Source organism: Bradyrhizobium sp. (assembly GCF_035935975.1).
Lineage (GTDB): Bacteria > Pseudomonadota > Alphaproteobacteria > Rhizobiales > Xanthobacteraceae > Bradyrhizobium.
The window spans coordinates 17,411-30,510 of sequence record NZ_DASYWN010000003.1; the positions used below are offsets into that span (position 1 = coordinate 17,411).

Sequence of the window (13,100 nt, forward strand, 5' to 3'; positions counted from 1 at the left end):
CGAAAGCGTCCGGGAAGCGGACAGGCGGCGTTTTCGTTGCCTTCCCGAAGCGACGTCAATTCAGGTCATCCGCGAGCGCACGCGGTCGACCAGCACGGCCAGGATGATGATCACGCCCACCAGCGTCTGCTGCCAGTAGGAGGAGACCTGCGCCAGCACGAGGCCGTTGCGGATCACCTCGAGCAGCACGCAGCCGACGATGGCCCCGAGCGGGCCGCCGATGCCGCCGGCAAGGTTGGCGCCGCCGATCACGGCTGCCGCGATCACGTTGAGCTCGTAGGATGTCGCCATGTTGGCCGGCGCCGATCCGAGCCAGCCGGAGATGATGATGCCCTGAAGGCCGGCCGCGACCGCGCAGATCACGTAGACCTCGATCTTCACCCGCACCACCGGAATGCCGGTGAGCTCCGCCGCCTTCTCGTTGCCGCCGAGCGCGAAGACGTGGCGCCCGAACGCGGTGTGGTGCAGGACCACGGCCATCGCCAGCGCCAGGATCACGAGATAGATGAAAGGCACGGGCACGCCGAGCACGTCGCCCGAGGTGAGCGCGTAGAAATAATCGGCGTCCGGCCCACCCGGAAAGCTGCCGCGGCCGTTGGAGACGACATAGCCGAGCCCGCGCACGATCGAGAGCATGCCGAGCGTGGTCACGAAGGGCGACAGGCCGAGCACGGCGATGCAGAAGCCGTTGACGAGGCCCGCGATCAGCGCGACGCCGAGGCCGGCGAGGATCGAGACCAGCAGGATCAGGCCGGGGACGTTGGCCAGCACGGTCTTGCCGTCCGCCGCCAGATGCACGAGCGGCGAGCCGGGCGCCGACAGCTCGGTCATCACCATCGAGGTGATCATGGCCGAGAAGCACATCATCGAGCCGACCGAGAGGTCGATGCCGCCGGTGATGATCACGAAGGTGACACCGAGGGTGGCGATGGCGATGAACGAAAAATTCTTCGCCACGTTCTGCATGTTGCCTTCAGTGAAGAAGTAGGGGCTGGCGAAATGCATGATCACCAGCAGCACCGCCAGCGCGAGCAGGACGTAGCCGGTCTGCGAGGCGAAGATGCCGCGCTGCCACCATTTGATCTTGCCGACATTGGAGAAGGTGATCGGGGATTCCATGGGCACGGCCATCACGCCGCCTCCTTCGCGCCGGTGATGAGGGCGGTGACTTCTTCAGGCGAGGTCTCGTGGATCGGCTTGTCGGCGCGCTTCTCGCCGCGGCGCATGACGATGACGCGGTCGCACACCGCGAACACGTCGGGCATGCGGTGCGAGATCAGCATCACGGCGACGCCCTGCTCCTTGAGCCGGTGGATCAGGCCGAGCACCTGCTCGACCTGGCGCACCGAGATCGCGGCGGTCGGCTCGTCCATCATCACCAGCCTTGCATTGGAGAGCCGCGTCCGCGCGATCGCGACCGCCTGGCGCTGGCCGCCCGACATCTGCTTGACGAGATCGTCGGGGCGCGTCTCCGAGCGCAGTTCGCCGAACAGCTCCAGCGCCCGCGCCGCCATCGCCTTGTGGTCGAGCAGCGCGAGCGGACCGAATCTGCGCTTCAGCTCGCGGCCAAGAAAGACATTGGCCGCCGCAGTGAGGTTGTCGGCAAGCGCGAGGTCCTGATAGACGACCTCGATCCCGACCGCGCGGGCATCGACGGGCCGATTGAAGTGGACTGCGCTGCCGGCAAAGCGGATCTCACCGTGCGTGGGGCGGAAATTGCCGGCGATGATCTTGACCAGCGTCGATTTGCCGGCGCCGTTATCGCCCATCAAGCCGACCACCTCGCCCGGAAGCACCTGCATGTCGACGTCATGCAGCGCGCGGATCGCGCCGAACTCCTTGCCGATGCCGGAGAGCTCGAGGACCGGCGTTGCGTCAGCACGTGCCATCAGCGACCTCGCTCAGACATAGCGGTTGACCAGGGATTCCAGATATTCCTGCCGGCCCGAGCGCGGCTGCGGGTCGAAGCCTGGGCCGAGCGCGCGATCGGCGAGATCGGCCAGCGAACGCTGGCCGCCGAGAATGGCGCGGCCCTCAGGCCCGGCCCATCCCTGGTAACGCGAGGCGAGCGGCGCGGTGAGGGCACCGGCATCGAGCATGTCGGCGGCGGCCAGGAACGCCCGCGCGCAGGCATCCATCGAGCCGACATGGGCGTGGATCAGATCGTCGGGGTCGATCGACTGGCGGCGGATCTTGGCGTCGAAATTCAGCCCGCCCGAGGTGAAGCCGCCGCGGTTCAGGATCTCGTGGAACACCAGCGCCAGCTCGCCGACATTCATCGCGAACTGGTCGGTGTCCCAGCCGAGCAGATCGTCGCCGCGGTTGATGTCGAGCGAGCCGAACACGCCGAGCGCCTCGGCCAGCGCGACCTCGTGATGGAAGGAATGGCCGGCGAGGATGGCGTGGTTCTGCTCGATGTTGAGCTTGACGTCCTTGAGCAGGTCGTAGCGTTCGAGGAAGCCGTAGCAGGTGGCGACGTCGAAATCATATTGATGCTTGGTCGGCTCTTTCGGCTTCGGCTCGATCAGGATCGGGCCCTTGAAGCCGATCCTGTGCTTGTGCTCGACCACGAGCGAGACGAAGCGGCCGAGCTGGTCGAGCTCGCGCCTGAGATCGGTGTTGAGCAGCGTCTCGTAGCCTTCGCGACCGCCCCACAGCACATAGTTCTGGCCGCCGAGCCGGTGCGTGACCTCGAGCGCGGCGCGGACCTGGCCGGCGGCATAGGTGAAGATCTCGGGGTCCGGATTGGTCGCGGCGCCCGCCATGTAGCGGCGATGCGTGAACAAATTGGCGGTGCCCCAGAGCAGGCGCACCTTGCTTGATGCCATCTTGGCTTCGAACAGATCGGCGATCGCGTTGAGATTGGCGACGGACTCACGAAGCGAATTGCCTTCCGGCGCGGCATCGACGTCGTGGAAGGTGAAGAAGGGCACGTCGAGCAGGCGGAACAGCTCGAAAGCGACATCGGCCTTGGCGCGCGCCATCGCCATCGCATCGGTGCCGTGATGCCAGGGCCTCAGGAACGTTTCGCCGCCGAAGGGATCGCCGCCCGGCCAGCACAGCGAATGCCAGTAGCAGACCGCGAAACGCAGATGGTCCTCCAGCCTGCGGCCGCGAACCATGCGGTCCTTGTCGTACCAGCGGAAGGCAAGCCCATTTCCCGCATCCTTGCCGGCAAAGGCGACAGGCGTGCTTGCATCGAAGAATTTGGCTGACGCGTTCACTTAAGTCGTCTCCTTCAAGGCGGGATAAAGCGCGTGCCAGCGGCGATAGGCTTCGTCATAGGCGCTGGTCGCGGATATCCGTGGCGTAAAGCTCGCGAGCCGCCGCGGGCGAGCGCAGACTTGCGCCGGCTCCTCGCCGGTGGCCGCGAGCCGGCCGAGCCGCGCGGCGCCGAGCGCCGCACCGACCTCCCCCTCCTCGACGCGGTGGACGGGAATGCCAAGCACGTCCGCGCAGATCTGCGCCCACAGCGGCGAGCGTGAGCCGCCGCCGACGAGATCGACCTCAGTGATCGGCCCGCCCGCCGCGCTCAGCGCCGCCAGATTGTCGCGCGCGGCAAACGCGACGCCTTCGAGCACGGCCTGCACGATCTGGCTGCGGCCGGTCGCACCACGCAAGCCGACGAAGGCGCCGCTGGCCGCGGCATCGTTGTGCGGCGTACGCTCGCCGTCGAGATAGGGCAGGAATTTGACCGGGCTCGGCCCGTCGACGCGCTCGCCGAGCGGCGCCAGCAGCGCCGCGGCGGACGTCTCCATTACGCCGGCGAGCCAGGCGAGCGAGGCCGCCGCCGACAGCATCACGCCCATCTGGTGCCAGAGCCCCGGCAGCGCGTGGCAGAACGCATGCACCGCCGTTTCAGGCGCCGGCGCAAAGCGATCGGTGACGCGGAACACCACACCTGAGGTTCCCAGTGACAGGAACGCGTCGCCGGGCGCGATCGCGCCGAGCCCGATCGCACTCGCGGCGTTATCGCCGGCGCCGCCGGCCACCACGACATCCCTCGCCATGCCCCAGCGCCGCGCGAAGTCTGGCGCAAGCACCGCGCTCACCTCGCTGCCCTCGACGAGCCGCGGCATGTGATGCAGATCGAGCCCGGTCGCCTCGAGCAGCTCCGCCGACCAGCGGCGCCGGCCGACTTCGAGCCATAGCGTGCCCGCGGCATCCGACATGTCCTCGACCATCTCGCCGGTCAGGCGGTAGCGGACATAGGCCTTCGGCAGCAGCACTTTTGCAACACGCGCGAACAACTCGGGCTCGTGCCGCGCCACCCACAGCAGCTTTGGCGCGGTGAAGCCGGGCATCGCCAGGTTGCCGGCGATGGCGTGCAGTGACGGACAGCACCTTTCCAGCTCGCCGCATTCGGCCTGCGAGCGGCCATCGTTCCAGAGGATCGCAGGCCGCAGCGGTCGTCCATCCTCACCAAGCAGCGTTGCGCCGTGCATCTGGCCGGACAGTCCGATGCCGCGTACCTGCGCAACCTCGCGCGGATGGTGGCGCGCGAGATCGTCCACCGCGCCGATGGCCGCGTCGACCCACGTGTCCGGATCCTGCTCGGACCACAACGGCGCCGGATGCGACAGCGCAAGCTCGCGCGCCGCCGTCGCGACGATCGCGCCGGCTTCGCTCACGAGCACCGCCTTCACACCGGACGTGCCGATGTCCAGTCCGAGATACACGCCATCCTCCCTTTCGCCCGATGCGCTGTGCGAGCTTGACGTCGCCTTCCCCGCACCGGGCCTTCTCGAAATTCCTGCCGCTAAAGCATGATCCGGAAAAGTGCGCAGCGGTTTTCCGAAAAGATCATGCTCAAACAACAACCTAAAGCGCGATGACGATTCATCCTGATCTCACCGCGCTTTAGGGCAGATTGTCCCGCATCACGATGTCGATCCTGATCTTCTCCTGTTCGCGCAGGATCGGCTCGCCGCGCGCAAGCGCAAGCAGCACGCGCACGGCGGCGCGCGCCTCATGTCCCGGATTCTGCGAGATCGCGGCATCCATCACGCCCTGGAGCAGCAGCCGGCGCGTCAGCGCGGTGACGTCGTGCCCGACAAACACGACCTTGTCGCGGCCGGCCTCGCTCAACGCCTTGGCGACGCCTTGCGTGCCGGCGCCGACGTTATAAAGGCCGACTATGTCAGCATGCCTGCCGAACAGCCGCGTCAGCAATTGTTCGGAACGGTCGTCCTCGTCACGGCCTTCCAGCACCGGCAACAGGCTCAGCTCCGGAAATTCCGAGGCCATCACCTGGGTGAAACCGAAAATGCGCTCGGCATGGTCGCGCAGGCCTTGCGACCCCGCGACGATCGCGACCTTGCCGGATTTTTGGCCGGCCAACCGTCCGACCAGCGCGCCGGCGGTGCGGCCGGCGGCGATGTTGTCGATGCCGACATAATGGTGGCGGCGCGAGGACGGCACGTCGGAAACCAGCGTCACGACCTTGGTGCCGGTATCGACGAGATCGTCGATCGCGGCGCGGACGCCGGGATGATCCAGCGCCACCACGGCGACGCCGTCGTAATCGCCCGACAGCGCCTCCAGCGACGCCGCGAGCACGGACGGATCGAACACGTCGGTCGCGATCATCTCGACCTTGAGGCGGCGCGCCGAGAGCCAGGCCGACATCTCGCCCAGATAGGCCTCGATCTGCTGCATGAACGGGTTCGGCCCCGACGGCATCACGAACGCGAGGCGACGGGCGCGGCCGCGCGCGAGCTCGGCCGCCGCCACATGCGGCTGGAAGGCGTTGCGCTCGATCGCCTGCCGGACACGCCGCACCGTATCCGGCCGCACGCCCGGGCGGTTGTGCAGCACGCGGTCCACGGTCGCGAGGCTGACACCGGCCTCGCGGGCGATGTCCTTCAGGGTCAGCGCGGCGGAAACGATCTCTTCGGCCATGCCCTGAAGGCTAGCAGAGGCATTTTGAGGTACGCAACTCATTTTGAGGGGCGAGAATATATTTTCGAGCCCCGGTTGTGCCGGGGGTGCCCGGCCTACGGGATCAACGGCTTGTCAGATCCAGCGTCAGGAACAGGCTGTTGGGGTCCTCGGCATAGCCCTCGAACGGGGCACAGAGCACGAAGCCATGAGCCTGGTAGAGCGCATGCGCGGGCTTGAAATAGTCCCACGAGCCGGTCTCGAGGCTCAGCCGCTTGATGTCCCGCCTGCGGGCCTCCGCGATGATGTGGCGGAGCATCAGGCCGCCGAAGCCGCGCCGCCGCGTGGTCTGCAGCGTGTGCATCGACTTGACCTCGCCGTGGTCCGTCGAGAGCGTCTTCAGCGCGCCGGTGGCGACCAGCGTCTCGCCGTCCCAGCCGGTCCAGAACGCGACATCGCTGGCGCGCAGGCCTGCGAGGTCGAGCGCATGCGCGCTGCCCGGGGCGGTCTGCGCCCGCGCCGCCGTGACATGGTGGTCGAGCAGCGCGACGACGCGCGGATCGAAGGTATCGCCGGTGCGGATCTGCATCGTCAGGGTCTCACGTCACTTGCCAACTGCTTCTGCATGAAGACGAGATCGAGCCAGCGGCCGAACTTGCAACCGACCTCCGGCATGCGCGCGACCTCGGTAAAGCCGAGCGAGGCATGCAGGCGGATCGAGCCCGCATTGAGGGCCTCGATGCCGGCGATCATGGCGTGCTTGTTCAGTTCGGTGGCGCGCTCGATCAGCGTGGCCATCAGGCTGCGGCCGATGCCTGCGCGATGATGCCGCTCGTCGACATAGACGGAATTCTCCACGGTGTGGCGATAGCCGGGAAACGGACGGAAATCGCCGAACGAGGCGAAGCCGACCACGTCCCTGCCCTTCATCGCGACCAGCACGGGATAGCCGGCCTCCTGCCGCGCGCGGATCCACTCGCGGCGCGAGGCGAGGTCGGCCGGGCCGTCGGTCCAGACCGCGGTGGTGTTGATGGCTGCGAAATTGTAGATGGCGAGGATATCCCCGGCATCCTCCAGCGTTGCGTCCCGCACGATCAGCGACATCACATTTTCCCGTAAGAGGTGCCGCGCCGCGTGATGATGACGTAGCGGGCGTCCTGTTTGGTTTCGTTCTCGAAGGTCACCGCGCGCATCACGTCGAAATCGAGACAGTCGCCGTCACGCAGGCGCACCGTCTTGGCGTCGATATGCACGCAGACCGCACCCTCCAGCATCAGCAGCTGCTGGGTGAAGGCGTTGCGGCCCCAGGGGCTATAGGAGACGCGCGCGCCGGCCGGCAGATCGACGACGATGATCTCGATGCCGCTGGCCGCGTCCGGCGGCGAGGCGTGACGCCGGCGGTAGCCGCTGTCGGGATCGCGCCAATGCGGCTGGTCGGCAAGCCGCATCAAGCGCTCCGGCGGCTTCTCCGAGAGAGCAACGACGTCGCTGAGGGTGACATCGAGAGCCGCGCAGAGCTTGTTGAGCAGCGCCGCCGTCGCACTGCTCTGCGCCCGCTCCACCCGCCCGATCATGGCCCGGCTGACGCCGGAGCGCGCTGCAAGTTCGTTCAACGTCATGCCGGCCTGCGTCCTCAGGGTCTTCAAGCGGCGACCGATCGCGCGGTCGAGTTTTTGCTGGTCCATGGCCCCTGTCCGAACATCGCCCGGCACATGGACCGCATCCGCCGGGCGAGAGGAGCTTAGGCCGGAGGAGCGGCGCGTGCCGGGACCAAGGGGCTAATATATTGGAATCTTTGCGCGCCGGGCAGCAACGTCTAGGATGCGGCAAACGACAATGCACCGGGGAGGCGATGGCATGAGCGAGCCGACACAGCGAACGATCAAGGCCAACGGCATCAACCTCAACGTCGCCGAGCAGGGCAAAGGTCCGATGGTGCTGCTCTGCCACGGCTTTCCGGAAGGCTGGTACTCCTGGCGCCACCAACTCGAGGCGCTGGCCGCCGCCGGCTACCACGCCGTCGCGCCCGACATGCGCGGCTACGGCAAGAGCGACAAGCCCGAGGCGATCGACCAGTACACGATCTTCCACATGGTCGGCGATCTCGTCGGCGTGCTCGATGCCTTCGAGGCGAAGGACGCGGTCATTGTCGGCCACGATTGGGGTGCGACCATCGCCTGGCACACGGCGCGCCTGCGGCCCGACCGTTTCCGCGCCGCCGCCATCCTCAGCGTCCCCTATCGCCCACGAAGCGAGGCGCGGCCGACCAGTGTCATGCCGCAGACGGCGGATGCGCAGTTCTATCAATTGTATTTCCAGGAGCCGGGCGCAGCCGAAGCCGAGTTCGAACGCGATCCGCGTGCAACGTTGGCTGCCATGCTCTATGGCGGTTCGGGGGAAGGAGCCGCCGCGATCCGTGCCAATGCCGAGCGTCAGGGGCGGACCGTCGGCGTCGGCATGGTCTCACGCAAGGAGGGCATGCTGCCGAAGGTGCAGGTGCCGCTGCCGTCATGGCTGAGCGCCGCCGATCTCGATTATTACGGCGCCGAATTTGCCCGCAGCGGCTTCCGCGGACCGCTCAACTACTACCGCAACATCGACCGCAACTGGGAGCTGATGGGGGCCTTCGAGGGCGTGAAGGTGATCGTGCCCTCGCTCTACATCGCCGGCGACCACGACATGGTCATCGCCTTTCCCGGCGCCGCCGAGCACCTCGCCAACATGAAGCAATGGGTGCCGCAGCTCCGCGAGATCAAAATGCTGCCGGGCTGCGGACATTGGACGCAGCAGGAGCGGCCGGCCGAGGTGAACGCGGCGATCGTGGAGTTTCTGCGAAGCCTGCCGAAATAAGGCTTGGAGCGGGCGAAGGGAATCGAACCCTCGTATGCAGCTTGGGAAGCTGCCGTTCTACCATTGAACTACGCCCGCGGATGCGCTGTTCACGCCCGTTCTGATTAGCCGAGACGGCGCGTCCCGCCAAGCGGTTTGGCGCACCGGACCGGACGCTTCTTAACACTTCAGTAAGATTCCAGGTGCGCCGGATTGTGGCGGTGTTATGATCGTATGTCGGGGGAGTAGCGTGCACTGAGTGGGGCGTGTGCATGGTGGGGCGTGGCTATACGATATTCGACACGACGATAGGGCGTTGCGGCATCATCTGGAGCAGCACCGGCGTCGTGGCCGTGCAATTGCCGGAGGCGCGGGAGATCGACACCCGCCGCCGGATTTTCCAGGCCCATCCCGAGGCGCGCGAGCAGCGCCCGTCCGCGAACGCCGAGCTGGCGATCGAGGGCATCGTCGGCCTGCTGCAGGGCAACGATCCCGATTTTTCCGAGGTCAGGCTTGATGCCGGCGCCGTGCTGGCCTTCAACCGGCGGGTCTACGAATACGCCTGCTCGATCCCGCGCGGGGAGACGCGCACCTATCACGAGATCGCCCGGGCGCTGGGCGCCTCCGGCGCCGCGCATTCGGTGGCGCAGGCGATCGCGAAGAATCCCTACATGCTGATCGTGCCATGTCACCGGGTGCTGGAGGCCGGCAATTATGCCGACCGGATCTCGCCCTATGGCGGGGTGATCTCCAAGCGGCGATTGCTGTCGCTGGAGGGCGCCCATCCGGTTGCCAGCAAGACGCTGTTCGAGGTGCTGCTGCCCGTTGCTCCGCCGAGGCCCTCCACCTAGATAAGGTGGCATGGATGCAACCACGCTGCTGACGACACGCTCGATGACCGTCTCCGAGTTTCGCTGCGATGCGGGGCCGGACGACAAGCCGTTTGCGGAGTGCCGCACCGGACATTCCATCGCTTATGTCCGTTCCGGCAGTTTTGGCTGCCATTGCCGCGCCGGCTTCTTCGAGCTGGTGGCGGGTTCGATGCTGGTCGGCGCCCCCGGCGACGAATACACCTGCACGCATGAGCATGTCAGCGGCGACGTCTGCCTGTCATTCTTCCTCAGCGAGGATCTGGTCGATGCCCTCGGCGGACGCCGCGAGACCTGGCAGGTCGGCGCGACGCCGCCGCTGCCCGAGCTGATGGTGCTGGGCGAGCTCGCCCAGACGGCAGCAGATGGCAACAGCGATCTCGGCCTCGACGAAGTCGGGCAGATCCTGGCTGGCCGTTTCGTCGATGTGGTTTCGGGCAAGGCGCGCAAGCCGGCGACGCCAACCGCGCGCGATCGTCGCCGCGCAGTCGAAGCCGCGCTCTGGATCGACGACAATTCGCATGCCGAGGTCGACCTCGAACAGGCCGCGAAGCAGGCGGGCCTCAGCCCGTTCCATTTCCTGCGGCTGTTTTCGAGTGTGCTCGGCGTCACCCCGCATCAATATCTGGTGCGCTCCCGCCTGCGTCATGCCGCGCGCCTGCTCACCGAGGACGATATCGCGATCACCGACGTCGCCTATGACGTCGGCTTCGGCGACCTCTCCAACTTCGTCCGCACCTTCCACCGTGCCGCCGGCGTGTCGCCGACGAAATTCCGGCAGGCTTCGAAGGGTGAGCGCAAGATTCTCCAAGAGCGGCTTGCCCTCAACTGACTAGGGTCGTCTCCGGCGCGCGCCACTTTCGGTGCGCATTGGAAATGGAGACGACCATGTATGACCACATCGGACTGCGCGTTGCCGATCTCGACGCCGCCACGCGCTTCTACACCGCGGTGCTGGCGCCCCTCGGCTATGTCCTGTGCTCCAGCGGCGACGGCTATGCCGGTTTCGGGCCGAAGGGCGAGCCGGCGCTGTGGCTGCATCTGAACAAGACACGCAAGGCCGATGGCGCGCATATCGCGTTTCGCGCCAAGGACCACGACGCAGTCAAGGCGTTCCACAGCGCAGGGCTGAAGAGCGGCGGCCACGACAATGGCGGCGCCGGCCCGCGCAAGGATTACAGCCCGACCTATTACGCGGCGTTTTTGATCGATCCTGACGGCAACAATGTCGAGGCGGTCTGTACTTAAGCCACGACGGCCCCGTCACACACGCGCTGTCATGCCCCGGCTTGACCGGGGCATCCAGTACGCCGCGGCCCCTCGGTTCTATCAAGCAGTCTCTGGAATACTGGATCGCCCGATCAAGTCGGGCGATGACACCTGAGATGATGGCCCGATCGGTCTCTCTCCACATGATAAGAATCAACCATGGCCTCCATCCACAACGATATTCCTCTCCCCGTCCCCGCGCGCGACGTCTGGGATGCGGTGCGCGATTTCGGCGCGCTGCATCTGCGGCTGGTGCCGGGCTTCGTCACCGCCTGCACGCTCGACGGCGATGCGCGCATCGTCACCTTCGCGAATGGCTCGGTCGCGCGCGAGGTGCTGATCGATAGCGACGATGCGCGGCAACGCCTCGTCTATGCCATCAACAACGAGCGGCTGAAGCACTACAGCGCGTCGGTGCAGGTGATCGCCGAGGGCGAGGCGAGGTGCCGCCTCGTCTGGATCATCGACATGCTGCCGAACGAGCTTGCTCCTTACGTCCAGGGGCAAACCGGGGAAGCCGTGGCTGCCATACACAGGGCCTTTCCGCCTGCTGCGGCCTGATCGTCTCTGTGACTTTTCTCACAGAGCCATCGCTTACCTCGCCGTAACCATGGCCGCGTGCGTCCGGTTGGCTCCGCTCTCCCGGCGAAGCCACGCACGCGAGGAGCATGCCATGAGAGGTGCGGACAAGGTGATCTGCCAGGCGGCCGCCGTGCTGCTGCTGTTTTCGGTCGCGAGCACGCCGGCTCGGGCGCAGTTCGCAGGCTTCGGCGGTGGTGGTGGTGCCGGCGGCGAAGACATGATGACCCAGATGGCGCCGATGCTGGAGATGATGAAGGCGAAGATGGGCAAGCGTCGCTTCGCCATGCTGATGCAAACCATGGGTCCGATGATGAGCCGCATGATGGAGAATGGCGGCGGCGGATTTGGTGGCATGATGGGCGGTGGAGGTCTTGGCGGCCTCGGCGCCGGCAATTTCGGCGGTGGTTTCGGCGCGCCGAATTACGGCGGCTACACGCCGATGGGCGGAGGCGGCACCATACCGGCAGGCTTCGGCGGCATGGGCGGCGGCGATATCATGGGCATGCTGGGTGGCGCCGGCGGCGGCGACATGATGGCGATGATCCCGCAACTGATGCGGCTCGCCAATGTCGGCGGCGGCGGTCATCGCCGCCACAAGCATCGCTAGATCGCACGCGCTGACTGCCAGGCAGCTCCGGCAACGAAGCAACCACCCTTCGGGGGCACGAAGGGTGGTTGCACCGGGTCGGGGCGTGATGCGGGGTTATCAGACCCGGTCGTTGAGAAGGACGCCTGACACCGAGGCGTTTGCAGTCGCCGCGTCGGTCGATCCGGCGTCGTAGGTGTGGTCGGTGAACGAGTCCTTCAGCGATTGGAGAAATTGCTGCAGCAGCTCCGTCGCAGACGTGGTGCTTTTCGAGCTATCCGTGCTGCTTCCGGTCGTCGTGTCGCTTGATCCCGTCGTGCTGGACGAGGTCGAATCGGTGGATGAGCTCGTCAGCGACTGCAGGAATTGCTGAAGCAGATCCACCACCGGATTGCCGCTCGACGAACTGTCCGTGCCACTGGCCGAAGAACCATCAGACGGCGGCGGTCCGGGCGGCGGGCCACCTGCTCCACCCGGTCCACCCGGACCATGGGAGAACGCCGACTTGAACACACCCTGCAGCTCGGTGGCCTGCTGGTCGGTCAGCTTGCCGTTCGACACTTCCTGCTGGATGAGATCGTCGATCTTCGACGAGAACTCGTCGGGCGACAGCCGGGTGCCGCTGGACTGATCGCCCGTCTGGCTTGATTGCAGGGCGGAGTCGATGTCGCTGAGCGCGGACGACAACGCCGACTGATCGGTCGAGCTGATTGCGCCGGAGCTGACTTCCGCCTGCAGTTCGTCTTGCAGTCTTTGCAGTGGTGACGTGTGGTGGTGGGTGGAGAGCGCCGAAATCGAGGTCATGTAACCTTCCGTGCTTCTGGTGGACTCGCGGCGAAAATTGTCCCCAGGAGCTGGCGCGGAGCATTCGGCAGAGACCAACCCGGTTACCCGGTATTGCCAATCAACGCATGGAAATATTCAGAAACAAAATAGTGCGCGCGCCTAGAGCAGATTCTGATCAGACGCGATCATAACCGGCCGCGGCGAAGAAGTTCAGGCACTCTTGGGCGGTGAAGGCGGCCATGGCGAGGGCGATAGCGTTGTCCAAAGCCTCGATTGATCTGGCTGCGGCCTTTCGAAGG

General features: G+C 66.2%; 15 protein-coding genes and 1 tRNA gene. 6 read left to right on the forward strand and 10 right to left on the reverse strand.

What is annotated here, in order from left to right; genetic code table 11:
- Window positions 1-60: 60 nt before the first annotated feature.
- The 8 genes from VGR99_RS00425 to VGR99_RS00460 form a co-directional block, all read right to left on the reverse strand.
- The gene (locus VGR99_RS00425) at window positions 61-1,131 is read right to left on the reverse strand and encodes an ABC transporter permease (RefSeq protein WP_326896320.1); all 1,071 of its coding nucleotides are present in this window, start codon (window positions 1,129-1,131) and stop codon (window positions 61-63) included.
- Window positions 1,131-1,889 (reverse strand): ATP-binding cassette domain-containing protein, encoded by a 759-nt coding sequence (locus VGR99_RS00430; RefSeq protein ID WP_326896321.1) that lies wholly within the window; start codon window positions 1,887-1,889, stop codon window positions 1,131-1,133. The genes VGR99_RS00425 and VGR99_RS00430 overlap by 1 nt, the downstream gene beginning before the upstream one ends.
- A 12-nt stretch (window positions 1,890-1,901) precedes the next feature.
- The gene (xylA, locus tag VGR99_RS00435) at window positions 1,902-3,224 is read right to left on the reverse strand and encodes a xylose isomerase (protein WP_326896322.1); all 1,323 of its coding nucleotides are present in this window, start codon (window positions 3,222-3,224) and stop codon (window positions 1,902-1,904) included.
- Entirely contained in the window at window positions 3,225-4,679 is a 1,455-nt protein-coding gene (xylB, locus tag VGR99_RS00440; RefSeq protein WP_326896323.1) for a xylulokinase, read from the reverse strand.
- A 181-nt stretch (window positions 4,680-4,860) separates the two neighbouring features.
- A complete protein-coding gene (locus tag VGR99_RS00445; RefSeq protein ID WP_326896324.1) occupies window positions 4,861-5,901 on the reverse strand; it encodes a LacI family DNA-binding transcriptional regulator in 1,041 nt (346 codons plus the stop codon).
- A 103-nt stretch (window positions 5,902-6,004) separates the two neighbouring features.
- Window positions 6,005-6,469, reverse strand: a complete 465-nt coding sequence (locus VGR99_RS00450) for a GNAT family N-acetyltransferase (protein ID WP_326896325.1) — start codon at window positions 6,467-6,469, stop codon at window positions 6,005-6,007.
- 2 nt (window positions 6,470-6,471) lie between these two features.
- On the reverse strand, window positions 6,472-6,984 hold the full coding sequence (locus VGR99_RS00455; RefSeq protein WP_326896326.1) for a GNAT family N-acetyltransferase: 513 nt from the start codon (window positions 6,982-6,984) through the stop codon (window positions 6,472-6,474).
- A complete protein-coding gene (locus tag VGR99_RS00460; protein WP_326896327.1) occupies window positions 6,984-7,565 on the reverse strand; it encodes an XRE family transcriptional regulator in 582 nt (193 codons plus the stop codon). Before VGR99_RS00460 ends, VGR99_RS00455 begins: the two co-directional genes overlap by 1 nt.
- 172 nt (window positions 7,566-7,737) lie before the next feature.
- Between VGR99_RS00460 and VGR99_RS00465 the strand changes: the two genes are divergently transcribed.
- On the forward strand, window positions 7,738-8,730 hold the full coding sequence (locus VGR99_RS00465) for an alpha/beta hydrolase (protein WP_326896328.1): 993 nt from the start codon (window positions 7,738-7,740) through the stop codon (window positions 8,728-8,730).
- A 4-nt stretch (window positions 8,731-8,734) separates the two neighbouring features.
- On the opposite strand, the gene VGR99_RS00470 is transcribed toward VGR99_RS00465, so the two are convergent.
- Window positions 8,735-8,808, reverse strand: a tRNA-Gly gene (locus VGR99_RS00470).
- Between the two features lie 173 nt (window positions 8,809-8,981).
- On the opposite strand from VGR99_RS00470, the gene VGR99_RS00475 reads away from it, so the two are divergent.
- The 5 genes from VGR99_RS00475 to VGR99_RS00495 all read left to right on the forward strand — a co-directional run bounded on the left by VGR99_RS00475 (window position 8,982) and on the right by VGR99_RS00495 (window position 12,036).
- Complete coding sequence (locus VGR99_RS00475; RefSeq protein ID WP_326896329.1) at window positions 8,982-9,560, forward strand: methylated-DNA--[protein]-cysteine S-methyltransferase; 579 nt, start codon at window positions 8,982-8,984, stop codon at window positions 9,558-9,560.
- A gap of 10 nt (window positions 9,561-9,570) precedes the next feature.
- Window positions 9,571-10,410 carry an AraC family transcriptional regulator gene (locus VGR99_RS00480; RefSeq protein WP_326896330.1) on the forward strand — a complete coding sequence of 280 codons (840 nt, stop codon included), beginning with the start codon at window positions 9,571-9,573 and terminating at the stop codon, window positions 10,408-10,410.
- 56 nt (window positions 10,411-10,466) lie between these two features.
- Window positions 10,467-10,826, forward strand: coding sequence for a VOC family protein (locus VGR99_RS00485; RefSeq protein ID WP_326896331.1), 360 nt, complete (start codon window positions 10,467-10,469; stop codon window positions 10,824-10,826).
- Between the two features lie 180 nt (window positions 10,827-11,006).
- Window positions 11,007-11,408 (forward strand): SRPBCC family protein, encoded by a 402-nt coding sequence (locus tag VGR99_RS00490; protein WP_326896332.1) that lies wholly within the window; start codon window positions 11,007-11,009, stop codon window positions 11,406-11,408.
- Window positions 11,409-11,520: 112 nt separating this feature from the next.
- Window positions 11,521-12,036 carry a hypothetical protein gene (locus tag VGR99_RS00495; protein WP_326896333.1) on the forward strand — a complete coding sequence of 172 codons (516 nt, stop codon included), beginning with the start codon at window positions 11,521-11,523 and terminating at the stop codon, window positions 12,034-12,036.
- Between the two features lie 99 nt (window positions 12,037-12,135).
- On the opposite strand, the gene VGR99_RS00500 is transcribed toward VGR99_RS00495, so the two are convergent.
- Window positions 12,136-12,819 (reverse strand): hypothetical protein, encoded by a 684-nt coding sequence (locus VGR99_RS00500; protein WP_326896334.1) that lies wholly within the window; start codon window positions 12,817-12,819, stop codon window positions 12,136-12,138.
- Window positions 12,820-13,100: the final 281 nt, after the last annotated feature.

Excerpts from the sequence above, each read along its gene's own strand:
- VGR99_RS00425 (WP_326896320.1), bottom strand. The coding sequence starts at position 1,131 with ATGGCCGTGCCCATGGAATCCCCGATCACCTTCTCCAATGTCGGCAAG.
- VGR99_RS00430 (WP_326896321.1), bottom strand. The coding sequence starts at position 1,889 with ATGGCACGTGCTGACGCAACGCCGGTCCTCGAGCTCTCCGGCATCGGC.
- VGR99_RS00445 (WP_326896324.1), bottom strand. The coding sequence starts at position 5,901 with ATGGCCGAAGAGATCGTTTCCGCCGCGCTGACCCTGAAGGACATCGCC.
- VGR99_RS00450 (WP_326896325.1), bottom strand. The coding sequence starts at position 6,469 with ATGCAGATCCGCACCGGCGATACCTTCGATCCGCGCGTCGTCGCGCTG.
- VGR99_RS00455 (WP_326896326.1), bottom strand. The coding sequence starts at position 6,984 with ATGTCGCTGATCGTGCGGGACGCAACGCTGGAGGATGCCGGGGATATC.
- VGR99_RS00460 (WP_326896327.1), bottom strand. The coding sequence starts at position 7,565 with ATGGACCAGCAAAAACTCGACCGCGCGATCGGTCGCCGCTTGAAGACC.
- VGR99_RS00465 (WP_326896328.1), top strand. The coding sequence starts at position 7,738 with ATGAGCGAGCCGACACAGCGAACGATCAAGGCCAACGGCATCAACCTC.
- VGR99_RS00475 (WP_326896329.1), top strand. The coding sequence starts at position 8,982 with ATGGTGGGGCGTGGCTATACGATATTCGACACGACGATAGGGCGTTGC.
- VGR99_RS00480 (WP_326896330.1), top strand. The coding sequence starts at position 9,571 with ATGGATGCAACCACGCTGCTGACGACACGCTCGATGACCGTCTCCGAG.
- VGR99_RS00485 (WP_326896331.1), top strand. The coding sequence starts at position 10,467 with ATGTATGACCACATCGGACTGCGCGTTGCCGATCTCGACGCCGCCACG.
- VGR99_RS00490 (WP_326896332.1), top strand. The coding sequence starts at position 11,007 with ATGGCCTCCATCCACAACGATATTCCTCTCCCCGTCCCCGCGCGCGAC.
- VGR99_RS00495 (WP_326896333.1), top strand. The coding sequence starts at position 11,521 with ATGAGAGGTGCGGACAAGGTGATCTGCCAGGCGGCCGCCGTGCTGCTG.
- VGR99_RS00500 (WP_326896334.1), bottom strand. The coding sequence starts at position 12,819 with ATGACCTCGATTTCGGCGCTCTCCACCCACCACCACACGTCACCACTG.